We start from the raw sequence: 25,257 nt of genomic DNA on the forward strand, positions 1-25,257 counted from the left end.
CTTCCGCATCGGCGGCGCGCAACGACGGAGCGGTCGAATATGACGGAAACACTGGACGGCAGACATATCGTGGTGACCGGCGGCACCGGGGCGCTTGGCGGCGCGGTCGTAGGGAAACTGCTGGAGCAGGGCGCGATTTGCCATGTGCCCAATGCCCACGCTGCCGCGCCTGCCCATTTTCCCTTCCCGGCACATGACCGCGTCAGGCTGGCGCACAATGTCGACCTCGCCGACGCTGCCAAGGTCGATGCCTTCTATGCTAGCGTTCCGGATTTGTGGGCATCGGTGCATCTGGCCGGCGGCTTCACCGCCGCACCGGTCGAGAAGATCGAGCCCGCCTCCTTTGCCGAGATGATGGACACCAACGCCCGCACCACCTTCCTGTGCTGCCGCGCGGCGATACGCTCGATGCTGGAATCTTCCGTATCGGGCCGCATCGTCAATGTCACCGCGCGAGCCGGGCTCGATCCGCGGCGCGGCTCCGGCAAGGTGGCTTACGCTGCCGCCAAGGCGGCGGTCGCCGCGATGACCGTGGCGATGGCCGAAGAGCTGAAGGGCAAGGGCATACTGGTCAACGCCGTGGCGCCCTCGACCCTAGACACGCCGGCCACCCGGGCTGACATGCCGGGCGCCGATTTCAGCAAATGGGTCAGCTTGGAAGCAGCCGCGGAGGCCATTGCCTACCTCGCTTCGCCGGCCAATCTGGCGATGAGCGGCACGCTGGTGCCGCTTTACGGCAGGGCCTGAAATTCAGGTCGGGTGCAAAAAAAGCCCCGCCGGATCGCTCCGGCGGGGCTTTTTGTTTCGTTTACAACCTGCGCGAGGCGCAGTGTTGGCTTAGCTGCCCTGCTTCTTCAGCGCGGCACCCAGGATGTCGCCCAGCGAAGCGCCGGAGTCAGTCGAACCGTACTGGGCGACCGCTTCCTTCTCTTCGGCGATTTCCAGCGCCTTGATCGAGACCTGCAGCTTGCGGGTCTTCTTGTCGAAGGCGATGACGCGGGCGTCGACCTTCTGGCCGACAGTGAAGCGCTCGGGGCGCTGCTCGTCGCGGTCACGGCTGAGGTCGGAGCGCTTGATGAAGGTCTCGATGCCGCTGTCGACCAGCCGCACTTCCAGACCGCCATCCTTCACGCCGATAACCTCGCAGGTGACGACTGCGTTCTTGCGCAGTTCGCCTGACGTCGCCGCTTCGCCGACCGTGTCCTTGGCCAGCTGCTTGATGCCGAGCGAGATGCGCTCCTTGTCGATGTCGACGTCGAGCACCTGCGCCTTGACCATGTCGCCGCGATTGTACTCCTCGATCACCTGCTCGCCCGGACGGGTCCAGTCGAGGTCGGAAAGGTGGACCATGCCGTCGACATCGCCTTCGAGGCCGATGAACAGGCCGAACTCGGTCTTGTTCTTGACCTCGCCCTCAACCTGGCTGCCGACCGGATGGCTGCGCGCGAAGGCCTCCCACGGGTTCTCCAGCGTCTGCTTGAGGCCGAGCGAGATGCGGCGCTTGGCCGGATCGACTTCGAGCACCACCACGTCGACTTCCTGCGTCGTCGACAGGATCTTGCCGGGATGCACGTTCTTCTTGGTCCACGACATTTCCGAAACGTGGATGAGGCCTTCGATGCCCGGCTCCAGCTCGACGAATGCGCCGTAGTCGGTGATGTTGGTAACGGTACCCTTGATCTTCTTGCCGATCGGGAACTTGGTGCCGATCTCGGACCACGGATCGCTCTCGAGCTGCTTCATGCCGAGCGAGATGCGGTGGGTTTCCTGGTTGATGCGGATGATCTGCACCTTGACCGTCTGGCCGATATTGAGGATTTCGGTCGGATGGTTGACGCGGCGCCATGCCATGTCGGTGACGTGCAGCAGGCCGTCGATGCCGCCGAGGTCGACGAACGCACCATAGTCGGTGATGTTCTTGACGACGCCTTCGACCACCTGGCCTTCTTCGAGGTTCTGCACGATTTCCGAACGCTGTTCGGCGCGGCTTTCCTCGAGTACGGTGCGGCGCGACACCACGATGTTGCCGCGGCGGCGATCCATCTTGAGGATCTCGAAGGGCTGCGGGTTGTGCATCAGCGGCGAGACGTCGCGGATCGGGCGGATATCGACCTGGCTGCGCGGCAGGAAAGCCACGGCACCGTCGAGGTCGACGGTGAAGCCGCCCTTGACCTGGTTGAAGATGACGCCTTCGACGCGTTCGCCCTTGGTGAACTTCTCTTCGAGACGGACCCAGCTCTCTTCGCGGCGGGCCTTTTCACGCGACAGCATGGCTTCGCCAAGCGCGTTCTCGATACGCTCGACATAGACCTCGACCGTGTCGCCGACCTTGAGCGTCGTGTCCTTACCCTTGACGCCGAATTCCTTCAGCGGCACGCGGCCTTCGACCTTGAGGCCGACGTCGATGATGGCCATGTCCTTCTCAATGGCGGTGATGATGCCCTTGACGACCTGGCCTTCGCCGGAATGGCCGGCGGAAAATGATTCTTCGAGCAGGCTCGCGAAATCATCGCGAGTGGGATTTGCAACTGACATAGTTTCTCCTGGAATGCCCCGCAATCTGTCGCGGGGCGGGCGCCGTGGGTTAGCGTTGCGTTGGCCTGCCGGCGTTCCGGGCAAAAAGCCCTGGCCGCCTTTGGGCGGCAATTCCGGCGCATGAAGAATGCTGGCAGGCTGGTTCATGCCCAATATGGGAATTCTTTTTGTCGCCGGCAATCGGCGGCGGCAGGAAAACCCGGCTCAGGCTTCGTTTCTCTTGGCCAGGACGTCATCGATGATCGCCCGAGCTGCCAGAAACGCGGCTTCTATAGCCATTTCCGACGTGTCGAGCAAGTGCGCATCGGCTGCCGGTTTCAAGGGCGAGTCCATGCGGCCCATGTCGCGCTCGTCGCGACGCACGATATCGGCAAGGATTTCATCGAAATTGGCAGTGCCGCCGATGCTCTCGATTTCGTCCAGCCGCCGCTTTGCCCGCACCTCGGCACTGGCCGTGACATAGAGTTTTACGTCGGCATCGGGACAGACGACAGTGCCGATGTCGCGGCCGTCGAGCACCGCGCCCGGTGGGGTTTTTGCAAAGTCGCGCTGCTTGTCGACCAGGATGCGCCGCACCGACGGGATGACAGCCACTTTCGAGGCAGCCTCTCCGACGGCGTGTGCCGAAAGCACGGCGCGGTCGAGCTTTGCCAGATCGACCTGACGAGCCGCGGTTTCAGCGGCCGAGACATTGTCGAGCGGCAGGCCGAGCCGGAGCAGCGAATGCGCCACCGCGCGATAGGTGAGGCCGGTGTCGAGCAGGTTTAGCCGGTAGTGATCGGCGAGCCGTCGGGCAAGGGTGCCCTTTCCAGCGCCTGCAGGGCCGTCGATGGCGATGGTGAAGCCTGTCGTCATTCGAAACCTCGATGCAAGTGCCTCACTCCATCGGCGCTCGAAGTCAACCGCGTTGACCTCCGAGGCCTCGAACTGATTGTCGGAATTGATCTCTGTGAGATCGGGAAAGCCTTCTACGGAATTTCTGGTGCCCCCGATCTCAATATCCTCCGACCCGTCGAGGGCAGCGCCGCGAATGGCAAAACCCACGGAGCCATCGGCATAGAACTCTATAGTCCGGTTCTGGAAATTGTCGTCGGCAACTTCATACCAGAGATGGGACGGCTCCTCCGGTATGCTATGTTTCCAATAAACGTAAAAGTATCTCACTCGATCGCCGCACCGAGCCCCTTCATCAGGCCCATGAATTCCGGAAAACTTGTCGCGATCATCGCTTGATCATCGATGGTCACGGGCTTTTCCGTCGCCAGCCCCATTACCAGAAAACTCATGGCTATGCGGTGGTCAAGATGGGTCTGGACGATGGTGCCCTGTCCGTTGGGGTGTTGGCCGAGGCCCTTGCCGCCAGGTTTTCCGCGCACGGCCAGTGTGGCCTCGCCCTCGCTGCAATCGACGCCGTTGAGCTTCAGCCCGTTGGCGACCGCCGACAGCCGGTCGGATTCCTTCACCCGCAGTTCTTCAAGCCCGAGCATCAGCGTTTCGCCCTCGGCAAAGCTCGCCGCCACGGCAAGCACCGGATACTCGTCGATCATGGTCGGCGCCCGTTCGGGCGGCACGGTGACGCCTTTCAGTTCGGAATAGCGTACGCGCAGGTCGGCGACGTCCTCGCCGCCTTCGTTGCGCGGATCGATTATGTCGATCCAGGCGCCCATTTCCTGCAGCGTCAAAAGAAGCCCCGTGCGGGTCGGGTTAATCAGCACGTTTTCGATGGTGATGTCCGAGCCCGGCACGATCAGCGCCGCCACCAGCGGAAAGCCGGCCGAGGAGGGGTCGCCAGGCACCGCGATGGTCTGGCCGGTGAGCTTGCCCTGGCCTTCGATGAAAATGTGGCGCACGCCGCGCTCGTCGGTCTCGACCGACAGATTGGCGCCGAATCCCTTGAGCATCTTTTCGGTGTGGTCGCGCGTCATCACCGGCTCGATGACGGTGGTGATGCCCGGCGTGTTCAGCCCCGCCAGCAGCACCGCCGACTTGACCTGTGCCGATGCCATCGGCACGCGGTAGGTGATCGGCGCGGCGTGCTTGGGCCCGCGCAGCGTGATCGGCATGCGGTCGCCGGGTGTCGCCTTCAGCACCTGCACGCCCATCTGGCGAAGCGGTTCGAGCACGCGGCCCATCGGCCGGCCGGACAGCGAGGCGTCGCCGATGAAGGTGGTTTCCATGTCATAGGTGCCGACCAGGCCCATGGTGAGGCGGGAGCCCGTGCCGGCATTGCCGAAATCGAGCGGGCCCTCCGGTTGCAGCAGCGCGCCATTGCCGGTTCCGCGGATCACCCACTCAGTGCCATGCTTCTCGATATGAGCGCCCATCGCCTTCATGGCAGCGCCCGTACGCATCACGTCCTCGCCTTCCAGTAGTCCGGTGATGCGGGTTTCGCCGGAGGCCAGCCCGCCAAACATGAAGGAACGGTGCGAGATCGACTTGTCGCCCGGCACCCGTGCCGCGCCGGAAAGACCAGATGATTTTCGGGCGGTGGCCTGCTTCGGGGCGGCAGTGTGCGACATGGTTCTTTCCTGGAAACGCCGGCGGCCGGCCATTTTCTTGTGGTTTGCGCGGTCTCCTATCATGGCGGATCGAGATGGTCATCCCCTTGGTACGAAGGCCTTCGAATTCAAGCTTTTTGGGACGCCGGCTTTTCGCTTTGACAGCGCCGTAAACTCTGGTTAAGGGGACCAAACTTTCATCGACGAGGCTTGCTGTGGCAAAACCCGAACTTGGCACCAAACGCATCGACCCGGAGACGGGTCGAAAATTCTATGACTTGAACAAGGACCCGATCGTCTCGCCCTACACGGGCAAGAGCTATCCGCGCTCCTATTTCGAGGAAGGCAAGATAGCCGCCCTCGAGGAGGAAGAGGAAGTTGCCGAGAAGGAAGTGGACGCCGAGGAGGAAGAGGGCGTCGAGGTCGTCTCTCTCGAAGAGGCGGACGAGGACGCGAAGGCCGACGAGCTTCCCGATCTCGGCGATGACGAGGACGACGTTGACCTTGGCGATGACGAGGATGACACGTTCCTTGCCGACGAGGAGGAAGAAGACGACGACGTTGCCGACATGATCGGCGTCGGCGAAGACGACGACGAAGTCTGAGCGAACCGCATTCGCCGGCTTTCGCGGCGCTGCCTAGAAAAAGCGGTTCTTGAAGGCTTGATATTGACTGAAGGCGGGGTTAGAAGCCGCCTGCACTAACGACGCGGTCTCAACCCGCGCCGGATCTCTTCGCCGGAAACGGCGCCGGCGAACTGCCGGAGTGGGGCCATAGCTCAGTTGGGAGAGCGCTTGAATGGCATTCAAGAGGTCGTCGGTTCGATTCCGATTGGCTCCACCAAAAATTCTCTAGTCTTTTCCGATATTTACCAGTCAGCCCTTCGGGGCTCTTTTTCCTGGAACCCTTCGGGGCACCGCCGGGGCACCCCGAGACGCTTATTGGGTCGCAAAATTATTTTTTGCCCTAGTCTCCGTTTTCCGCCAGATTTGCCGAAAGGCGAGGGGATGGGAAATGTTCGGACTAGGGACAGCGAGGCGCCAGCAAGAGCGTCTATTGGCCATCCTCGAATTGCGGGCAGAGTTTCACGCGCTTAAAGCAGACGCGCCGGCCGCTGCCTGGCTATTCGCGCGGACCATCTTCAACGCAGCAAATTCCATGCTGGCCAGCGGCGGCGGAGATCCGGCCAAACTAATTCCAGAGCTGGAAGCGGAAAGGGAGCTTTCCCTAGGCTCGACCTCGAATGTCGATGGCGGCTTAGGCGCGCTCTCGCTCTCGGCCCTAATCGCCTTCCTTCGATCTAGGCAGCAGCAAGAGAACGAAATGCACTTTGACATCACCATTCGAGAGGAAAAGGAACTCGCGCGTTGCACGGGCAGTTAGTTTCTGCATCAGGCCAAAGAGGGGCCACTTTCAGCCCCCTCGTTCGAAAGTTGGCTTCCAATCGCGATTGCGCTGCCCGCTGCTGGCCTTCGTAGTCAGGAATGATTGTGAAGAAGCATGGCGATGGACCGGCTGACGATCAGTATTCGAAGCAACGGCGGAAAGCGCCATGACGGGTTTGAGATGGATGGACGGTTTAACGGTTCTCAGCAACCTTCCGCCCTCAGGGACTGCACCATTCGCACCACAATCGGATCGTACGGGATTTTTTCATCGCTGCTGTAATTTATGACAAAGAGCGCGGCACGGTCGTTGCAGACCGCAATGGCGCGGACATATCGGATCTGTTCGTTCTTCATACCCGAGTAGCTGGCCCATCTCGGCGTGACGCGCCTATAGGTCAGTTTCCAGCCCTCCTTTTCATCCTCGACCATGCGGTGCTCAATCTCGGCGCGAAAACTGTGCTTGCCGAGCCTTGCGCCCCACACGGTAAGAAGGGCATCGTTTTCACCCCGAAATTCCGCGCCCTGGTCCGAACGCTGCGTCAGGACAAAGCCAGGGGGAACTTCGAATATGAAGCCAAACTGCCTGAAGCCGAAAAGCTGCCACGCTTGCGCTTGGAGAAGCGTGCAGCAAAATAAAATCGAAACGAGGCTCAACAGAAAACGTGCCATTGGCATTAAATTAGCGTCGCGTCATATACTGTCCAGACGGACACAATTGGCGACAAAGAAAAAGTAGCAGACGACCTGCCGCTGATTTCAGCCTCGTGCGCGAAAGAAGCGGCCCGCTGCCGGAAGCAGCGAGCCGCACGAATTGGACGGAAGACGGAGGGACCGGCCAGGGCACAATAAGCATGCAAGGTTGGATTTCGGTTACTCTCCCTCCGCCAACGCACCCTGCCCCAACTTTCTCTGCCTCGACCCAGGAGGATCGATATCCCGCGGAACTGCGGGCTTTTCAAGAAAAGCTGGCAACCGCGTGCCGGCTATTCCTCGTGGGCGTTCTCTGGCCAATATTCTCCAAAGCTGTCAACCTCGCATCTTTGGTTCTCAGGTTCAGATGTAAGCAATCTCAATGACTTGGAGGGCGCCAGGGTTGGAAAGTTGGGCTTTGGTCTCGCCAGCCGAGAGCAACTCCATGCGCCCTGCACCTCAGGTCAAGCGGAAAGGCGTTTGTTCGTTGAGCCGCAACCAAGACCATCAGCGACTCCTGAAATGGCGAGCGGTGGCGTGCTGGTCCGGTCAGGGGATAATTCCCCGAAGGCCCCGGCGTAGCTGGATCTGGCGGGTACCGCAGCATTTCTTGAACTTCATACCTGAACCGCAAGGACATGGATCATTGCCGCCGCGTTGCAGCCGGCCGACCAGGGGCAGCATCGCTGCGGAAGGCAGGAGCGCCGCCGCAAGGGCAGCCAACTTGGCCGAGATTCCCGGTACGACGAGGCGACGACCGGATTTGAACCCTCGCCACGCACGTTCGGCCACATACTCCGGATCCACCTTGGGCAAGATGTTGAAGAGCACCGTCTGATAGGCGCCTGACCTTGCGAGAAACTCCGTCGACACCGGACCTGGTGCCAGGCATGTGACCGTCACACCGGTTCGGCGCAACTCCTGATGAAGCGCCTCTGAGAAGAAGCGCACGAAACCTTTGCTAGCGAAGTACAGAGCCATATAAGGCCCGGGAACGAACCCGGCCACGGAACTGAGATTGAGCACCCCGCCCCGTCGGCGCGCCACCATTCCCGGCAGAAAATGGAGGGTCAGTTCTGTGAGGGAATGTATGTTGAGATCGATGATGCCGAGTTGACCATCAATAGGCAGCGCCGTCGCCGCGCCCCGCAGGCCATAGCCGGCGCTGTTGACCAGGACATCACAGACCAGGCCGTGTGCGGACAGAAAGTCCTCTAGGCGCGTTGGCGCATCGCCTGCCACGAGATCCAACTCGAGCGTGAATGCCTCGCCACCCCCCTCCCGAACCTCAGCCGCCGCGGCGGCCAAACCCTCGGGCGAGCGGGCAACCAGCACAACCGCACCGCGCTCCCGTGCAGCGACGCTCGCAATTGCCCGGCCAATTCCACCCGAGCCGCCAATCACGACGACGGCTGGCCGGAATTCACGGTGCGAAATCATGTCGCGTTCCTCTTTCTTGCAGGAGCGGCAACACTTTGACCGAGCAGCACCACTTCATTGGCGACAGTGCCGTTCAGAATCTGTTCGAATCTCTCCAGTGCTCGTGCGACGTTCGCTCCATCCATTACCCGGTGATCGTAGTGGATGCGGACATTCACCGATCCGTCTTTGCCGATCGGACCGTAGTTTAGAAGCGTGGTCAATGGTGTCAGCGGGTTGAGTGATTCCGCACCGAGACCCGAATAGACGGACAGTTGGAAGGTACCGAAGTAATTTGCCCTTTGCCGACCGATATTCAGCCCTAGCCACATAAGCAGCCACCTGAGGGGCGCGGGCGCACGTGCCATCCGCAAGGCACGCCGGAACTCCGGGACCTCCAGGATCGGCCGTGATCGAGCCGCATGGATGGATTCCTCAAGTTCCGTGATAGAGTAGCGCTCCGGGCACTTGATGCGGCTCAACAGAACGGCCGGCTCGCCGTCATATTCGCGCTCGTGGGCAATCGAGGCTACGCTTACCGGATACTCGTAAAGCTGCGGCCAGGGCAACTTGACATAGGCGCGCCGCAGCTCCGGCATCTCTCGGGCGAGAAGCGCGTATCCCTTCAGGAAGATCGCGGTCCAAGAGGGCCTGGTCTGCTGCGCCATTCTAGCCCTTACGAGTGGACCGAGGTTCATCTGACGCTGCACCGCGACCCGTGGCACGCCGATCGAAAACCTCATCAGATCGCCAACAAGGCGCCGGGGCGCCGAAAGCTTGAGGGCTCGGCCTCGCATCAAAAGACCTCTAGTAAAGATAAGGGACTATTCGCTTGGTCTTTTCCATATAGGCACGGTATTGCGAGCCGAACTTCTCCAGCATCATACGCTCTTCCTTATCCACTCTCAGCAGAAAAAGGACTGCGAAACCAATCAAACCCGAAGTGCCCGCAACCCAGTTCGACAGCAGAAAGACCTGGCCGAGCCCCATGAGCAGGAACGAGGTGTACATCGGGTGGCGGACCAAGGCGTATGGCCCGGCGCAGACCAGTTCATGGCGTTCGCGAATCTCCAGCGTAATCGACCAGTTACGGCCAAGTTCCTTGTGGGATATGCGAAAAATCCACAGCGCGGAGCAGAAGATCATGGTTCCGAGCGCCACGGACCACGCGCTGGCCGGATGGTCAGCCGCTCCGGGGATGCCGGTGGCGACATAGAAGCCAGGCAGGATCGCGAGGCCAAGGAGAGCCGATGCAAGCCCGACGGTGTCGGAACTTGAGCGGCCGCCCGCTACAATTCGCACGCGCCTTGCCCGGCGCTCGAAGGGATACCGGGTCACGTACCAGGCAACGATGCCGATCACCCATATGATCTCGCCAACTGAGGCTACAGCAATGCTCACTTCAGGTCACCGGAGCCTTTTCTCGATCTGGGACCACGGCAAGCCGTCGCAACGATGTCACCGTCCGAGTTGTCGACCGATAGACATTCGGAGCGCGTTCCTTTCGGACTTAACGGGGCGAACGAGGCGCGAAAGCGGGTTTTGCCAATCGCATTTCAACCCCCGTTCATCTCCCGAAGCTTGGTTATGAATTGTTGCGGCCGGAGCCAGGTACCGGGGGTCTTATACCCCATGGATCTGGCGATGTCCGCTACGAAAGCGTTGCAGTTGTAGAGCGACGCGTGCCAAAGCGGAGAACTGGCCTGCAGCCTTCGTATGCTCGCGACGACTTTCCTATATTCGGCTTCGGTCAGCAAAACTCGCCAGCTTGCCGATCGGTAGGCATCTTCCAGGTCGCCGTCCGTCCACCCGGTCGAGGCTGGCACGGGCGCCAAATGGCCGAGAACATAGACATTGGGATCACTGGACTTCGGAGCGAGCCCCGCGACTTCGGGGTTGACCATCCGTCCCGCCTGGTTCAATCGTCCAAAAATCACGAAGGAATGGCCGTAGGTAAGGGCGTACCGGGAGCGGAACTCGATGAAATGCCGTTGGGCTTGAGTTGATGCCGCCGCGCTCGCCGGCATCGCCGCGGTTCTTAGTGCCCGATCATTGGACACGAAACTCGGCTGGGGCTTGTTGTCCTGCGACTGACATGACGCTGCGGCAAGCGCGAGCAGGGCCACAATTGTTGAACGGCCACTTACAAGCGTCATCTCATCCCGAACTCCGAGGACCGCAGACCTAGTGCCCGCCTATGCCCGCTAACCGCACGTAGGCTACGAATCCGGCCTTGGCCCCTGCGTATCGACGGGGAAGGGCCTGGCGGCCCCTCCCATACTTACCGAAAGCCGGTCCTTATTTAATCACGGGCTGCTCTACCGGAGCGGGTTCCGGTGGAGGAGCCTTCCCCTTTCCTTTGCCGATCCAGCCGTTCGCGCAGCCGCTCAGGCTGGCAACGGCGAGCGTGGCAACCATTGCAATCAAGATCCTGCTCATCAAGCAATCCTTTCCCCGGGGGCGGAATAGCCTATAGAAGCGCCACAAATAATATGCAGCCCCGCCAAGTTACCTGCGATCTACACCAAAGCCTAGTGCAGAAATGACACAGTTGGCACCCGGTTGCCGGCGGCACCTTTACGGTGACGTGCTGGCAGGGTTCACCACAACGGAGATCAGGCCTGCCCGGGCATCTCAGACCATCAAATAACCACCACCGTCGTGCCCAAAGGGATACGGTCGTAGAGGTCAATAATGTCGTCATTTATCAAACGGATGCACCCGTTCGATACCGCTGTGCCTATCGTCCATGGCTCGTTTGTACCATGTATCCGGAAGTGGGTGTCGCGCCTGTCGCGATAGAGATAAAGGGCACGCGCACCAAGCGGGTTGTTTGGTCCGCCAGGGACCCCCCCTGCATACTGCACCAGGCGCGGCTTGCGCTTCATCATGCTGGCGGTGGGTGTCCACGACGGCCAGTCCGCCTTGCGGCCGACGGTCGCTGTACCCTTGAACGAAAGTCCCTGCTCGCCGACGCCGACGCCGTAGCGCGTCGCCCACCCGTCCGTCTCGACGGCATAGAGGAAACGTTGCGAAGTATCGACGACGATCGTTCCAGCCGGCTCGTTTCCGTAGTACCGCACATGCTGCCGTCGGTAACGAGGATCCAGGCCACGCCTTGGTGCGAACGCGGATGAAATCGGCTCAGCCGCCTGTCGTAACGCTGACGTACATCCGGAAACCATCAGAGCCAGACTACCCAGCACGAGCCCCCGGCGCGCTATGTGGTGTTCTTCCATTTCTACCTGCTAAGAAACTGGTCAACTTACCGCCGCCCTCGTCTCTAACATTCCAAGGCATGCGGGCCAAGTCTCGCTGTGTGGTGCCTTGAAATCCAGTCAGGCCGGTTGCTTGGTGTAACCGTTTGCCAGCGCTAGGCGGCCGCAGGTGAGATGGTAAGGGGCAAGGTGAATTCACAGGATTGACAAGCGAATTGGAGCGAAACTTCTTGCGATAACCGTCTGCCTCTGTTCGGTTATGTCACAATGGGCATAGGATAGAGACGATGAAGCCTGACTTCCGTGGTAAAGTCGCGATTGTGACCGGCGCAGGCTCCGGAATAGGAGCGGCTGTTTCACGGCAACTCGCGCAAGAAGGAGCCGAGGTTGTTGTCGCCGACCTTGATGCCGAGGCCGCGCACTGCAAAGCCGCCGAGATACGCTCGCAAGGAGGCAGGGCCTACGACTTTGCGGTCGATGTCACGGATGCGGCAGCCGTGGAAAAGCTGATCGAGTTCACTGTCCAGAAATGCGGCGGACTGGATATGGCGGTAAACAATGCAGGTATGGACGGCGTTCGAAAAGCAACGGCAGACTATCCGCTCGACAACTGGCACAAGCTGATAAACGTCAACCTAACTGGCGTTTTCTACTGCATGAAGTACGAAATCGCCGCCATGCTGGATCGAGGCGGAGGCGCCATCGTGAACATGTCCTCCGTTCTCGGTTCCGTCGGCTTGCCAACTGCGTCCGCATACACGGCAGCGAAACACGGGGTCGTTGGACTAACCAAGGTTGCGGCGATTGAATATGCGAGGATGGGCATCCGGATCAATGTCGTCGGCCCCGGCTGGATCGAAACGCCTCTTTTATCGGAGCAAATGGAGGCATTAGCCATCCGGCGCATGGCAGCCCTTCAGCCGATGGGCAGGCGCGGGAAACCGGAAGAGGTAGCGGCTCTTGTGTGCTTCCTCTTGTCCGATCAGGCCAGCTTTATCACTGGGAGCTACCATCTGGTGGACGGAGCTTACACCGCCCATTAGGTGGATGGCCCGTAAATGGCGCCTGCATGGCGAGCCTCAAGGCGCAGAACGACGAGCAAACGTGGCGTGTCAGCTAGGTGACGAAGGCCAAGGCGGCGCCAAAGCCAGCACCCACTATGATGGTGAACGCAAAAAGCGGCAGTAGCCAGCGCGGTCGTTGGGTATCCCAGTCCTTCGGGCCATGTCGGTTCATCGCGCGTCCTTTCGCAACCTTGTTTCCCGCCCACGTTGTAACCGTAATGAAATACAAGAAAGAGTGCCGCAACGTATTTAAGAGTTTGCTAATGCAAGGACGCATCGGTCCGCCAGATGCCATTCGCGTCGCAGCGTGGAGAAGATGGGCGCTGCGCTCAGTTGGCGCGAAAGTCGCTCAGGCAGAGAACTAGCCTTGGGGAAAATTCTCAGTCGCCCCTTGCTGAGACAATAGGAATATGGTCCTCATAGCCCCGTTGCGGCGATCCTCAAACGGAGATCGCAAAAATGGCCAGACACAAACTTTCTAAGCAACTTTCACAGGTCGAGATCGACCGCTTCATGGCGGCTGCGGAAGAGCTTCACAAGAGCATCGTCCGGCCGCTGTTATCGCCTACCTGCGACCACTATCGAGCGCTTCGAGCGGTCCATGAAACCCTGTTGAGATCGGTGAAGGACATTACCGGCAAGGATGCAGCTTTCATCCGATGGCACGGGACGGGGACGGCGAACTAGCGGGCAGCGAGGAAGCGCTGCAACCTCGCCAGCGCCGCTCTAGGCCTAGTGTCCTAAGTCTGGTGGGCGTGGCCTAAATTTGGAAATCACGGGCGAGGGGAGTATAATTATCGCGGGTGGATGGCCAAAAGGGAGGAATGGGCATGCACGCAGTCGTAAGAACCTATTCCGGCAAGGGAGCGAAAGAGCTTTTCGACGTGCTGGAGAAGCGCAAGACGGACGTTGAGAGCCTCATACGGTCGGTGAAGGGATTTGTGAGTTACTCGCTCATCCACACGGCAGATGGCGGCATTTCCGTCACGGTCTGCAGTAACAAGGCCGGCACGGATGAAAGCCTCCAGAAAGCGAGAGACTGGATCAAGGAGAACGCGTCCAACACTGGCGTCGGCGCACCCACAGTCTCTGAGGGCTCGATCGTTCTTCAATTGAAGTAGCGCTACTAGCCGCGCGGCCTGCGAGGCCGCCTCAGTTGGCGGCCAGGGAGACGTGCGCGCCCTGGTGGGCGTCATTGCCCTAGACTTGGCCGGCAAGCTCGCCACTGGCCTTGCAATTGGCGTAGGAGTGGCGGGGGTTTGCGACAGGGCTAGCTGGACAGCGGGAGAGGCATCGCCGACGAGCGGCCGAAAATTCGACTGCAGTGCCTCAGTTTGAAATCTGACGCGCAATTGGGCAGTGTCTCCGATCTTCGACCATGGAAGATTCGCTATGCCGTCTCGCCGGGTGTAGGGTGCCTTGTCGTCCGATCTACGGAGCATTCACGGAGCATAGTATGCGTGGTTTGATCCTTGGCCTGGCTGCCCTCGTGGTCACCTCGCCATTTGCGCAGGCAGCAGGCGACATCACCGCCGGCCGGAAAGTCATGGTGCAATGCCAATCGTGCCACGGCAAGGATGGCCTCGCCATAGAGTATTGGTCGCCCAACATCGCCGGGCAGAAGCAGGACTATCTCGTCCGTTCGCTGATGGCTTACAAGGCCGGCAACCGCAAGAGCCCAATGATGTCGCGCGTCGTCAAGAGCCTGAGCGATGAAGACATCGCCAATGTTGCGGCTTACTATGCCGCGATCAAGATTACCGTCGAAGTTCCGCAGTGACAAATAACCAAGTCCGGCGGTAGTCTGCGATATTTGCTGTCTCGACGCTTGGACACCATTCCCTCAAGGCCTATCTGGTCGACGAGGTGATAAATCGCCGTGGCGTCGCCGGGGAGCGCCCTGGCTGAACTGGATGCGGATGTCTGGCGGGATCGAAGCGTCCGCTACCAGCCTCCGCTACCAGCCCAAATGCTTAGCTCGGAAAGCTCGGCGATGTCGCCATAGATCATCGAACCTTTGACGAGAAAACACTTGTCTCCGAGGACTTCGTAGAGTGAGCTTGATGCGGTGCAAACCGGCAGGTTCTTCGAATTGGCGTACGTGCCCAGGGTCGCGGTTTCGACCTTACGGTCCTTGGCTTCGGCATAGCCGACGCTGATCGCGAGGAAAGCGATAGCAATGAGGGGGTTAGGTCGCGCCATGCGTCAAAGTAGCACCGGCCCAAGATGGGCTTCATCCATCGATTGGATGAACGCGGGCTCAAGCATGGATCAGCACCATAGGTGGGGCCAGAATGGCTGGGGCTTTGCCAGTGCCGAAGCAGGGAAAACCGGCATTTGGCGTACTGATCGTGAAATGTGAGGCGCTTCTGGCCTTTAGGTCCGGTGGGCATCAGAAATTCGCCTCAGAGTAATCTACGTAGATCGACCCGATTTTCTTCCCAACGTTATCTTTCGCGTCGCTGAACCCGTCTTCGAACTCTCCGCGCTCTAAGCGGTCGGCCAACGCGCGCAAGGCGTCTGCTGCCCATTTGTTTAACGTGCCTACGTTGGGGCCGGTCAGTTCCAACTCTACATCGCACTTCAAATGCGGGCTCAATTCCTGTGCGTTTTCCATCGCCACCACCTCATGCTTTCCGCTAAGCATATAGGAGGTCGGCTCGATATGGGAAATGCATATTGCATTCCGTCAGATTTCAAACTGAGGCACTGCAGTCGAATTTTCGGCCGCTGATCGCCGATGCCTCTCTCCCCCTGATAATACATCGAGAAACAGCGACTAACCCCGGAGCCGGCACGTCTGAAAACAGCGGCGGAACCGGTAGTGGGTCAGTTTGAACTTCAAAAATGCGAGCGGCGTTTGAAGCCATAGGCGAAACCGCCTATGCTTAGCGGCACGCATGGGAGGGAAGGATGCGCGTCACAAGCCTGTTTTTCCTACTAGCCGGCCTCACGATGCCAATTGCAGCCTTCGCTCAAGGCGAAGTATCGGTCGAACGAGGGTTGCAGGTATCAATCATCGGCGGGTGTCACGATTGCCATACCGAAGGCTATAGCGAAACAGAAGGCAAGATTGACCCTGAAAAGGCTTTAATGGGCAACTCGGTCGGTTGGCGCGGTCCCTGGGGCACGACCTATGCGACCAATCTTCGGATAGATGCAGCGGTAATGAGCGAGCGTGGATTCGTAGGGATGCTGAAGCGCATTAGAACGTCTCCACCGATGCCTTGGTACAATCTTCGAGCGATGGAGGAGAGCGATATGCAATCGCTCTATCAATACATCAGGTCGCTCGGCAAACACGGGAAGCCGGCCCCCAGCCGCATTCGCTCTGATGAGGAACCGACGACGCCATACGTTCAACTTGTGCCACCCCAAATGCCGAAGAATTGACAAATATGCCCACCGGACCTAAAGGCCAGAAACGCCCCGCCGACGTGCTCCGATTGTTGGGGGAGCTGGAATCAACTTCCGGAGTCGCCGTCAAAGTGGATATGGCCGCGCCGCCCAGCTACTTCGCAAAATGACCCATACAGGACACCCCTCAAGCCATCGGATCGAAGCCCCTACTGCAACAGGATCTTCATATTTTCAAAGTCGAAGGTAACTGCATAAGGCATGAAGAAATCGTGGCCGACCATGCCCGCGAGGTGGAAGCCAAAAAGGTTCTCCCAGGGGAATGGCCCATCGTAGAGGCCCGGGACGTTCTCTTCCTGCACCTCTCCGAAGGAGAGGCGATGCACGACGTAGGGCACGGTCTTCAGCGTCCCGCCAGCGCCCGCCCCTGAAGTAGCTTTGTCTTCCTCAAGCTTTATCCCGGCTTCCTTGATCACAGACGCCGCCAGCTTGACTCCCGCGCCAGCCAGCCCTGTGTCGACGAAGAGAAGCGTAGGTGGAAGCGTCTCCACGCGCCCCCGGCCCACCATGAAATGGTCGCTTGCAATCCAGAAAGGGACCGCGACGCTCTTGCCCGAGGCAGCCATGAATTCCTTGAGGTTTGCCGCGTTTTTCCGGCGGAGGACGAGTTCGCCGTTCGGAAAATCGAGGGTCGCAAGGAAATGGTAGAAGAGCGTGGTGCCAATGATACCGTCGATCCGCTTGGCTTGGAGGCCTTCGGAGAGCTGGCGGAGGGGTAGCACCGCGACGGGCAGGTTCTTCACCGTCCAGTCGCCGATCGTAAGCGATTCGGTCCGCCCTTGCTGAACCTCGGTGGTCTGGCCGCCGGAAAAAGTGCCTTGCACCGTTCCGAATAGTTGGACGCCAAGCTCCTTGGCGAAGTCCGTGTCGAGTGCAACCTCCGAGCCCCCGGTGTCGATGAAGAAAGTGACCTCGTCGCCCCCGTTTACGCGGATACTGACCAACGGCAGCGGATCTGTCCTCAGGAACTTGAGACGCATGATTTGCCCGTCGCCCTGCACCTCATAGGGTGTCTGGCCCTTGAAACTCTGCAACTTCGCAACATTGAGTGTCGGATACTGATCGACGATCAACTGGTTAGTACCCACGTCGACGCCATTCAGCGCAGCCGCCGCCTTTTCGAAATCGTCGCGGCGATAATAGGCCTCGGCGAGCATGACCTTGGGGTCGGCCTCGCCGGGCCCGAGGTCGATGGCCTTTTTCAGCCAATGCTCGGCATCATCAAGCCGGTTGGAAAGCAGCGCGATCCGACCCAACTGGAGCGTTGCCGAATAGTCATCGGGGTGGTCGGCGGTGATTTTGGCGTATCGTTCGCCGGCCTTAGCAAACTCCCCGGCCTTGAAGAACTGGTCGGCGGAATCGACCGGCGATGGCTTCTCCTCCGCTGTCGCCTGTCCCGAGAGTGCGCAAGGCGCGAGCATCACTAGGAGTGCGAGGCAAATTCTGGCTAATTTCATTGTTTCAGACCGGCGAGGGAGGCGAGCGAGGGGCGGTGCGATGAGCGAAGCATATCAGCCAAGCGGCCGCGGCGGAACTACTTCGCTGCTGATATGCCGTTCCACTACAGCCGGGCCGAGGCCGAGCGGCTTCAATTCGTCCAGATCGAACACTGAACCACTTGACCCGTTGCCTGATCACGAACCCTTTTCGAAAACACGCGATGGAGGCCCATTGCGCGTGATCTAGCTTCCTTCGTCGCAACGTAATCGGGATAGCCGACATGCCACTGCCAGAGGAAGTGTGGTGGGGCAGGTTTCCACGTAACCTTGGATCCAAAGGCCGCATTGTCCGGATCTGTTCTATCGAACCGGCAGTCGACGGCTACGGGCATCATGCCCTTCTTAGCCATTGCGTCGGAAACCCCGTAAGCAGTTCGCTTCGTAAGCCATCCATCCGCGCCGCTAGTCGAAACTGTAGTGCACCCTGCCAGAGATATGCTCGACATCAAAAGCCCGATGGCCAATGCGTTGCCTGCGAATGATCGCCGAGTGCCAACCTGATTCTGTTTCATACCCGATCCCCACAACTGAAAGTAGTGCAGGCTAGATGGGGATACGGCGCGAAACAAGGGAGCGCGCCTCTTCTTTGGTTCGGCCGGTCGTGCGCCGTGCGCGGTGCGACAGGCGAGCGGCGAGCGGCAAAATTTCAAACTGAGACACTATCTAACTGCCACCTAATACAGGTTCTTTGAGCTAACTCCCCTGGCGCGCGTACTGGTCGCGAATCCCATTCGTCGCGCGCTATTGGAGTCTGGATATAGTGCGCCAGAATCCAGGGTCGCGTCCCGTCTGTTTCCGGTCTGTTTTCAGGCATGAAATTCCCTTGCCCGGGTCGCTGTTCCTTCACTGTTTTCAGTGCGCATCGGACACTGTTCCGCCGCTGTTTTCAGCGAGAGTGCCAACTGTTTCCTAACTGTTTTATCAGTTGCAGCGCTTAACCGAAATCGTCCATTAAATTGGACTAAGCCATCGTCGCATATAACTGGCTTGGAAATGACTCCCCCACTCTTTGCGCTCCCGGGCTGCCCGCCGCCTATCGCGGAACCTAGCTGAGACTAGTGTAGTCGGCCGCCCGGCTTGGGCTCGCCGGTCCAAAAGTAGTGAGCCCGTGCCCGGTCAGTGCATTTTTCTGGCTGTGGTTTGAACCGCGAGCGCCGGGTCTGAACCAGGCAGCGGGCTGAAATGACCGCTGAGCAAAACTCCGTTACTTGTTGCAGTTCTGCATATCCGACGTCATGGCGCCGCTGGGGGTATTGTTGTCGGTATCGCTGCCCGCCGTATCCTTGCAGCGGTCCTCCATACCGTTTGTCTGCGGCGTGGTGGCGTTCGTTGCGTTCGGATCGATCGTGTTCGGGGTAGTTGCGCTGCCGGTCCCGATGTTGCCGCCGGAAGTGCCTGTGTTGACGCCGGTATTGCCATCGGCGCTACCGGTCCCGGAGCCCATCGATTGTGCCATGGCAGATGTGGCCAGGCCGATAGCAAGTAGGAATGCAGAGAGAATTTTCATCATCTTAGTGTCTCCATCGAGTTGCATCGCTCTATCGCGATCTATACCCAACGAGAGTTTTTTCGAGATGTTCCGTTTGGCATAAATAGTGATCGATACAACCATTATGGATCTTTGTTGCTCGTCGTTTCGTGAATGCGGCTGCGAAATTCCTGCCGCATAGCGGCAATTTCGTCTGGAACCAAATCGAGCATGCCGCGTTATCGCGCTTGCGGGGAGTTGTGTCGGCCGCAGGGGACAGTTTCACCAGGACATTCAAGAAATCCGTGAGCTGGGAGGGGCGCTGTGAGCGTGCTTGCATCCACAAGGCAATTGGACCACCGTCAAATACTGAACGCGCTGAAGGCTTTTCGGAGCGGTGATTTCTCCGTTCGCATCGATAATGTCTACACCGGCCTCGATTCCGAGATCGCCGACACCTTCAACGAAATCGTAGAACTCAACGATCAGGTCACGCGCGAGTTCGAACGCCTCAGCAAGGTCGTCGGCAAGGATGGCCGGATCGGCGAACGCGGCCGTGTCCGCAACGCTACCGGCAGTTGGGAATCGAGCGTCCGTTCCGTCAACGATCTGATCGAGGACATGGTTCAGCCGACGGCCGAAGTGGCGCGCGTCATCGGCGCGGTCGCCAAAGGCGACCTGTCGCAGACGATGATGGTCGAAATCGACGGCCGGCAGTTGCGCGGCGAATTCCTGCGCATCGGCAAGATCGTCAACACCATGGTCGGGCAACTGGCCTCCTTCGCCTCGGAGGTGACGCGCGTGGCGCGCGAGGTCGGCACCGAAGGCAAGCTCGGCGGCCAGGCCCGCGTGAAAGGTGTGGCCGGGACCTGGAAGGACCTGACCGACAACGTCAACGCCATGGCGACGAACCTGACCGGGCAGGTGCGCAACATCGCCGAGGTGACGACCGCCGTCGCTTCCGGCGACCTGTCGAAGAAGATCACCGTCGATGTGAAGGGCGAAATCCTCGAGCTCAAGAACACCATCAACACGATGGTCGACCAGCTCAATTCCTTCGCCTCGGAAGTGACGCGCGTTGCGCGCGAGGTCGGTACAGAAGGCAAGCTCGGCGGCCAGGCGCGCGTCGAAGGTGTCGGCGGCACCTGGAAGGACCTGACCGACAACGTCAACCTGATGGCAGAGAACCTGACCGGCCAGGTGCGCAATATCGCCGAGGTGACCACTGCTGTGGCGCTTGGCGACCTGTCGAAGAAGATCACGGTCGACGTCAAGGGCGAGATCCTCGAGCTGAAATCAACCATCAACACCATGGTCGACCAGCTGAACTCATTTGCCGGCGAAGTGACGCGCGTCGCCCGCGAAGTCGGCACCGAGGGCAAGCTCGGCGGCCAGGCGCAGGTGCGCGGCGTTGCCGGCACCTGGAAGGACTTGACCGACAACGTCAATTCAATGGCCGAGAACCTGACCGGCCAGGTCCGCAACATCGCCGAGGTGACGACCGCGGTTGCTTCGGGCGACTTGTCGAAGAAGATCACCGTCGCCGTGCAAGGCGAAATCCTCGAGCTCAAGGACACCATCAACACGATGGTCGACCAATTGAACTCCTTCGCCTCGGAAGTGACGCGTGTGGCGCGCGAGGTCGGCACCGAAGGCAAGCTCGGCGGCCAGGCCGAGGTGAAGGGCGTCGGCGGCACCTGGAAGGATCTGACCGACAACGTCAACCTGATGGCCGCCAACCTGACCGGCCAGGTGCGCAACATTGCCGAGGTGACGACCGCCGTGGCCCGCGGCGACCTGTCGAAGAAGATCACCGTCGACGTCAAGGGCGAAATCCTGGAGCTCAAGGACACCGTCAACACGATGGTCGACCAGCTGAACTCCTTCGCCTCCGAAGTGACGCGTGTGGCGCGCGAAGTGGGATCGGAAGGCAAGCTCGGCGGCCAGGCGCATGTCGAGGGTGTCGGCGGCACCTGGAAAGATTTGACCGACAACGTCAATGCCATGGCCGGCAATCTGACCGTGCAGTTGCGCGACGTGTCCAAGGTGGCGACGGCAATTGCGACCGGCGACCTCACCCAGAAGATCACGGTCGATGCATTGGGCGAGATCCTGCAGATCAAGGACGTCATCAACACGATGGTCGACCAGCTGAATTCCTTCGCCTCCGAGGTGACGCGCGTGGCGCGCGAAGTCGGTTCCGACGGCAAGCTCGGCGGCCAGGCGCAGGTGCGCGGCGTTGCCGGCACCTGGAAGGACCTGACCGACAACGTCAATGCGATGGCCGCCAACCTGACCGGGCAGGTGCGCAACATCGCCGAGGTGACGACTGCGGTGGCGCTTGGCGATCTGTCGAAGAAGATCACGGTCGACGTGCGCGGCGAGATCCTCGAGCTGAAGGACACCATCAATACGATGGTCGACCAGCTGAATTCCTTTGCCTCGGAAGTGACGCGCGTGGCGCGCGAGGTCGGCACCGAGGGCAAGCTCGGGGGTCAGGCGCAGGTGCGCGGCGTTGCCGGCACCTGGAAAGATCTGACCGACAATGTGAATTCAATGGCCGAGAACCTGACCGGCCAGGTCCGCAACATCGCCGAGGTGACGACGGCTGTGGCGCGCGGCGACCTGTCGAAGAAGATCACGGTCGACGTCAAGGGCGAGATCCTGGAGCTGAAATCGACCATCAACACCATGGTCGACCAGCTGAACTCCTTTGCCGGCGAAGTGACGCGTGTCGCCCGCGAGGTCGGCACCGAGGGCAAGCTCGGCGGCCAGGCACGGGTCGAGGGCGTCGCCGGCACCTGGAAGGACCTGACCGACAACGTCAACCTGATGGCGACGAACCTGACCAACCAGGTGCGCGGCATCGCCGATGTCGTGACCGCGGTCGCGCAAGGCAATCTCAAGCGCAAGCTGACGGTCGATGCCAAGGGCGAGATCGCCTCGCTCGCCGACACCATCAACGGCATGATCGAGACGTTGGCGACCTTCGCCGATCAGGTGACCAACGTCGCCCGCGAGGTGGGCATCGAAGGCAAGCTCGGCGGCCAGGCCCGCGTGCCCGGCGCCGCCGGCCTTTGGCGCGACCTGACCGACAACGTCAATCAGCTTGCGGCCAACCTGACCACCCAGGTGCGCGCCATCGCCGAAGTGTCGACTGCGGTGACCAAGGGCGATCTGACCCGCTCGATCAGCGTCCAGGCCTCCGGCGAGGTCGCGGCGCTGAAGGACAACATCAACGAGATGATCCGCAATCTGAAGGACCAGACGCTGAAGAATGCCGAGCAGGACTGGCTGAAGACCAATCTCGCCCGGTTCTCGCGCATGCTGCAGGGCGAGCGCGACCTGGCAACGGTCTCGCGTCTCATCATGTCCGAACTCGCGCCGCTGGTGAATGCGCAATATGGCGTGTTCTACGTGACCAACCGCGACGAGGATGAATTCTATCTGGAACTCGCCGCCTCCTATGGCGCCGAAAGCAAGGCGGAGATCAAGCAACGCCTCGATCTGCGCGAAGGCCTTGTCGGGCAAAGTGCCGCCGACAAGCGCGCCATCATGCTGGACAATGTGCCGCCGAATTTCCTGCGCGTCACGTCGGGCCTTGGCAATGCCGCGCCGGCCAACGTGATCATTCTTCCGGCTCTGTTCGAGGACGAGGTGAAGGCCGTCATCGAACTCGCCTCGTTCAGCGAATTCCGCGACACGCACCAGTCATTCCTCAACCAGCTGATGGAATCCGTCGGCATCGTTCTCAACACCATCGCCGCCACCATGCGCACCGAAGGCCTGCTCAAGCAGTCGCAGCTGCTGACCTCGGAGCTGCAGGCGCGTCAGACCGAGCTGACCAAAAAGCAGGAAGAGCTGCACGCCACCAACGAGGAGCTGCAGGAAAAGGCGCAGCTGCTCGAGAACGAAAAGAAGCAGGTGGAGAACAAGAACCTCGAAATCGAGATGGCGCGCCGTGCGCTGGAGGAGAAGGCCGAGCAGCTGGCGCTTACCTCGAAATACAAGTCGGAATTCCTCGCCAATATGAGCCACGAACTGCGTACGCCGCTGAACTCGCTGCTCATCCTTTCAAACCTGCTCGCAACCAACCAGCAAGGCAATCTCAACGACAAGCAGGTCGAGTTCGCGCGCACCATCAACTCGGCCGGCACCGACCTTTTGAGCCTCATCAACGATATCCTCGATCTGTCGAAGATCGAATCGGGTACCGTCTCGATCGATATCAACGACATGCCGGTGGTGCATCTTCGCCAGCATATGGAGCGAACCTTCCGGCAGCTGGCGACCGACAAGGGGCTTGGCTTCGCCATCAACGTCGATCCCGAGCTTCCGGAGACCGTCCGCACCGACGAGAAGCGCTTGCAGCAGATTGTGCTCAACCTCTTGTCGAACGCGTTCAAGTTCACCTCCGAGGGCGAAGTCAGCTTGAATTTCCGGGCCGAAAAGACTGGCCGTCACAACGGCTCGGTGCAACCGATGGAAGCGCTCGCTATCGCGGTCACCGATACGGGCATCGGTATTCCGCAGGACAAGCAGAAGCTGATTTTCGAGGCCTTCCAGCAGGCCGACGGCACCACCAGTCGCAAATATGGCGGCACCGGGCTTGGGCTCTCGATCAGCCGGGAGATCGCCCGGCTGATCGGCGGCGAATTGCGGGTCGAGAGCACGCCGGGCAAGGGTTCGACGTTCACGCTGGTCATCCCGTTCGACGGACCTCGGATGGCCTTGGCCCCGCAAGCGGCCTTGCTGCCGGCGATGGAGGTGGTCGCGACGACGGCGCAGCCGAGCCCGCCATCCTCCGAATTGCTTGATGACCGCGATACGATCTCACCGGAAGATAGGGTCGTGCTGATCGTCGAGGACGACCCGACCTTTGGCGGTTTGCTGCTCGGCCTGGCGCGTTCGGCCCGGCTGAAGGGCGTCCTGTCGACCGCGGGCTCTGGCACGCTGGCTTTGGCCCGCAAGCTGGTTCCCGATGCGATCACGCTGGATCTCGGACTATCGGATATCGACGGCTGGGTGTTGTTCGATCTGCTTCGCCATGACCCGAAAACCAAGGACATTCCCGTCCATGTCATCTCGGGTGCCGAAGATATCGAGGTGCTTGCCCGCAAGGGCGCATCCACCATTTCAACCAAGCCCGTGTCGGCGGACGAACTGATGAAGGTCTTCCAGGACATTCACTCCAGAAAGCTCCGCGTCCAGCGCCGCGTTCTGATTGCCGATACCGATCCCGAGCGCCGTCTCTCGTTGATCGAGGCGATCCGCGACGGCGTCACCTCGGTCACCGCGATCGGCCGCGTCGCGGCCAATGCCGACGACATCGGCATCGCCGGCTATGATGCCGTTGTGCTCGGCCTTGGCCGCTCGGCCAAGGACAACGCCCAGATGCTGGATGAGATTGCCGTCCTGTTCGGGCAGTCCGTGTCGCGACTGTTGTTCTTCGCGCCGCATCCGGAAGCGCTGCAACAGTCGCTCGCCTTGCATCCGGCATTGGCGGACGTTCCGCGGGCGGAGAATTTCGCGCAGCTGGCTCTCCTGATATCCGCAACGCTCCCGGGGCGAGGCCACGACAGTTCGGCAGCCGAACAGCCGGATAAATTCGACCTCGCCGGCGCAAAGGTCCTCATCGTCGACGACGACATCCGCAACATCTATTCGCTCACCAGCGTTCTTGAGACCTATGACATCCAGGTGCTGCACGCGGAGCGCGGTAGGGAAGGTATTGCGCTTCTGGAGCAGAGCCCGGATATCGACGCCGCATTGATCGATATCATGATGCCGGAGATGGACGGCTACGAGACGATGCGGCAGATCCGCGGCATGCCGGCAATCGCCCATATCCCGTTGATCTCGGTTACCGCCAAGGCAATGAAGGGCGACCGGCAGAAGTGCCTCGACGCCGGCGCCTCTGACTATATCGCCAAGCCGGTCGACCTCGACCTGCTGCTGGCCTTGCTGCGTGTCTGGATCGGCCGCTCGCGATCCCGTGTCCATCGTCCGGAAAAGACGCTCATGGCAGTGAACTGACGGCCGCTCGATGCAGAAACTGTCG

General features: G+C 60.3%; 23 protein-coding genes, 1 tRNA gene and 1 pseudogene. 10 read left to right on the top strand and 15 right to left on the bottom strand.

Features of this window, described 5'->3' with window-relative positions; translation table 11 throughout:
* Positions 1 to 39: 39 nt before the first annotated feature.
* Positions 40 to 747: an SDR family NAD(P)-dependent oxidoreductase gene (locus NKH01_RS11415; protein WP_023718023.1), complete on the top strand. Its 708-nt coding sequence runs from the start codon at positions 40 to 42 to the stop codon at positions 745 to 747.
* A 90-nt stretch (positions 748 to 837) separates the two neighbouring features.
* Here NKH01_RS11415 and rpsA read toward each other — a convergent pair whose 3' ends face one another.
* The 4 genes and pseudogenes from rpsA to aroA all read right to left on the bottom strand — a co-directional run bounded on the left by rpsA (position 838) and on the right by aroA (position 5,054).
* Positions 838 to 2,535, bottom strand: coding sequence for a 30S ribosomal protein S1 (rpsA, locus tag NKH01_RS11420; protein WP_023676278.1), 1,698 nt, complete (start codon positions 2,533 to 2,535; stop codon positions 838 to 840).
* A gap of 204 nt (positions 2,536 to 2,739) precedes the next feature.
* Entirely contained in the window at positions 2,740 to 3,390 is a 651-nt protein-coding gene (gene cmk / locus NKH01_RS11425) for a (d)CMP kinase (RefSeq protein ID WP_023718022.1), read from the bottom strand.
* Positions 3,391 to 3,420: 30 nt separating this feature from the next.
* A pseudogene (locus NKH01_RS11430) lies at positions 3,421 to 3,699 on the bottom strand (DUF6881 domain-containing protein); the annotation flags it as partial.
* Positions 3,696 to 5,054: a 3-phosphoshikimate 1-carboxyvinyltransferase gene (gene aroA, locus NKH01_RS11435; protein ID WP_353020240.1), complete on the bottom strand. Its 1,359-nt coding sequence runs from the start codon at positions 5,052 to 5,054 to the stop codon at positions 3,696 to 3,698. The gene aroA and the pseudogene NKH01_RS11430, both read right to left, overlap by 4 nt.
* Positions 5,055 to 5,248: 194 nt before the next feature.
* Here aroA and NKH01_RS11440 point away from each other — a divergent pair, with 194 nt between their 5' ends.
* The 3 genes from NKH01_RS11440 to NKH01_RS11450 all read left to right on the top strand — a co-directional run bounded on the left by NKH01_RS11440 (position 5,249) and on the right by NKH01_RS11450 (position 6,416).
* Positions 5,249 to 5,638 carry a TIGR02300 family protein gene (locus NKH01_RS11440; protein ID WP_023676282.1) on the top strand — a complete coding sequence of 130 codons (390 nt, stop codon included), beginning with the start codon at positions 5,249 to 5,251 and terminating at the stop codon, positions 5,636 to 5,638.
* Positions 5,639 to 5,800: 162 nt separating this feature from the next.
* A tRNA-Ala gene (locus NKH01_RS11445) sits at positions 5,801 to 5,876 on the top strand.
* A 213-nt stretch (positions 5,877 to 6,089) separates the two neighbouring features.
* Positions 6,090 to 6,416, top strand: a complete 327-nt coding sequence (locus NKH01_RS11450; protein ID WP_353020242.1) for a hypothetical protein — start codon at positions 6,090 to 6,092, stop codon at positions 6,414 to 6,416.
* 206 nt (positions 6,417 to 6,622) lie between these two features.
* Here the strand turns inward: NKH01_RS11450 and NKH01_RS11455 are convergent, their stop codons facing one another.
* From NKH01_RS11455 to NKH01_RS11485, 7 genes are all read right to left on the bottom strand, one after another.
* On the bottom strand, positions 6,623 to 7,090 hold the full coding sequence (locus NKH01_RS11455; protein WP_353020243.1) for a hypothetical protein: 468 nt from the start codon (positions 7,088 to 7,090) through the stop codon (positions 6,623 to 6,625).
* 570 nt (positions 7,091 to 7,660) lie between these two features.
* Positions 7,661 to 8,551 (bottom strand): SDR family NAD(P)-dependent oxidoreductase, encoded by an 891-nt coding sequence (locus tag NKH01_RS11460; RefSeq protein ID WP_353020245.1) that lies wholly within the window; start codon positions 8,549 to 8,551, stop codon positions 7,661 to 7,663.
* Positions 8,548 to 9,327 carry a hypothetical protein gene (locus NKH01_RS11465; RefSeq protein WP_352938550.1) on the bottom strand — a complete coding sequence of 260 codons (780 nt, stop codon included), beginning with the start codon at positions 9,325 to 9,327 and terminating at the stop codon, positions 8,548 to 8,550. The genes NKH01_RS11460 and NKH01_RS11465 overlap by 4 nt, the downstream gene beginning before the upstream one ends.
* A 10-nt stretch (positions 9,328 to 9,337) precedes the next feature.
* A complete protein-coding gene (locus tag NKH01_RS11470; RefSeq protein WP_353020376.1) occupies positions 9,338 to 9,925 on the bottom strand; it encodes a protein-S-isoprenylcysteine O-methyltransferase in 588 nt (195 codons plus the stop codon).
* 161 nt (positions 9,926 to 10,086) lie between these two features.
* Complete coding sequence (locus NKH01_RS11475; protein WP_352959639.1) at positions 10,087 to 10,686, bottom strand: hypothetical protein; 600 nt, start codon at positions 10,684 to 10,686, stop codon at positions 10,087 to 10,089.
* A gap of 142 nt (positions 10,687 to 10,828) precedes the next feature.
* A complete protein-coding gene (locus NKH01_RS11480; protein WP_352938545.1) occupies positions 10,829 to 10,969 on the bottom strand; it encodes an ABC transporter in 141 nt (46 codons plus the stop codon).
* Between the two features lie 203 nt (positions 10,970 to 11,172).
* On the bottom strand, positions 11,173 to 11,769 hold the full coding sequence (locus tag NKH01_RS11485) for a L,D-transpeptidase (protein WP_352959637.1): 597 nt from the start codon (positions 11,767 to 11,769) through the stop codon (positions 11,173 to 11,175).
* A 266-nt stretch (positions 11,770 to 12,035) separates the two neighbouring features.
* On the opposite strand from NKH01_RS11485, the gene NKH01_RS11490 reads away from it, so the two are divergent.
* The 4 genes from NKH01_RS11490 (at position 12,036) to NKH01_RS11505 (ending at position 14,592) form a co-directional block, all read left to right on the top strand.
* Complete coding sequence (locus tag NKH01_RS11490; protein ID WP_352938540.1) at positions 12,036 to 12,791, top strand: SDR family NAD(P)-dependent oxidoreductase; 756 nt, start codon at positions 12,036 to 12,038, stop codon at positions 12,789 to 12,791.
* Between the two features lie 480 nt (positions 12,792 to 13,271).
* The gene (locus tag NKH01_RS11495) at positions 13,272 to 13,499 is read left to right on the top strand and encodes a hypothetical protein (RefSeq protein ID WP_353020246.1); all 228 of its coding nucleotides are present in this window, start codon (positions 13,272 to 13,274) and stop codon (positions 13,497 to 13,499) included.
* A 143-nt stretch (positions 13,500 to 13,642) separates the two neighbouring features.
* Positions 13,643 to 13,933, top strand: a complete 291-nt coding sequence (locus NKH01_RS11500; RefSeq protein ID WP_352620563.1) for a hypothetical protein — start codon at positions 13,643 to 13,645, stop codon at positions 13,931 to 13,933.
* 335 nt (positions 13,934 to 14,268) lie between these two features.
* Positions 14,269 to 14,592: a c-type cytochrome gene (locus tag NKH01_RS11505; RefSeq protein ID WP_353020247.1), complete on the top strand. Its 324-nt coding sequence runs from the start codon at positions 14,269 to 14,271 to the stop codon at positions 14,590 to 14,592.
* A gap of 164 nt (positions 14,593 to 14,756) precedes the next feature.
* On the opposite strand, the gene NKH01_RS11515 is transcribed toward NKH01_RS11505, so the two are convergent.
* Complete coding sequence (locus NKH01_RS11515; RefSeq protein WP_353020248.1) at positions 14,757 to 15,014, bottom strand: hypothetical protein; 258 nt, start codon at positions 15,012 to 15,014, stop codon at positions 14,757 to 14,759.
* Positions 15,015 to 15,204: 190 nt separating this feature from the next.
* Positions 15,205 to 15,429, bottom strand: coding sequence for a hypothetical protein (locus NKH01_RS11520; protein WP_127807885.1), 225 nt, complete (start codon positions 15,427 to 15,429; stop codon positions 15,205 to 15,207).
* A 296-nt stretch (positions 15,430 to 15,725) separates the two neighbouring features.
* On the opposite strand from NKH01_RS11520, the gene NKH01_RS11525 reads away from it, so the two are divergent.
* Positions 15,726 to 16,205 carry a hypothetical protein gene (locus tag NKH01_RS11525; RefSeq protein WP_353020249.1) on the top strand — a complete coding sequence of 160 codons (480 nt, stop codon included), beginning with the start codon at positions 15,726 to 15,728 and terminating at the stop codon, positions 16,203 to 16,205.
* A 173-nt stretch (positions 16,206 to 16,378) separates the two neighbouring features.
* Here the strand turns inward: NKH01_RS11525 and NKH01_RS11530 are convergent, their stop codons facing one another.
* Together NKH01_RS11530 and NKH01_RS11535 are read right to left on the bottom strand one after the other, a co-directional pair.
* The gene (locus NKH01_RS11530) at positions 16,379 to 17,686 is read right to left on the bottom strand and encodes an aspartyl protease family protein (protein WP_353020250.1); all 1,308 of its coding nucleotides are present in this window, start codon (positions 17,684 to 17,686) and stop codon (positions 16,379 to 16,381) included.
* A 1,246-nt stretch (positions 17,687 to 18,932) separates the two neighbouring features.
* Entirely contained in the window at positions 18,933 to 19,238 is a 306-nt protein-coding gene (locus NKH01_RS11535) for a hypothetical protein (protein WP_031193686.1), read from the bottom strand.
* A 288-nt stretch (positions 19,239 to 19,526) separates the two neighbouring features.
* On the opposite strand from NKH01_RS11535, the gene NKH01_RS11540 reads away from it, so the two are divergent.
* Positions 19,527 to 25,232, top strand: a complete 5,706-nt coding sequence (locus tag NKH01_RS11540) for a HAMP domain-containing protein (protein ID WP_352483997.1) — start codon at positions 19,527 to 19,529, stop codon at positions 25,230 to 25,232.
* Positions 25,233 to 25,257 lie beyond the last annotated feature (25 nt).

The organism is Mesorhizobium sp. M1403 (assembly GCF_040317695.1).
Taxonomy (GTDB): Bacteria; Pseudomonadota; Alphaproteobacteria; order Rhizobiales; family Rhizobiaceae; genus Mesorhizobium.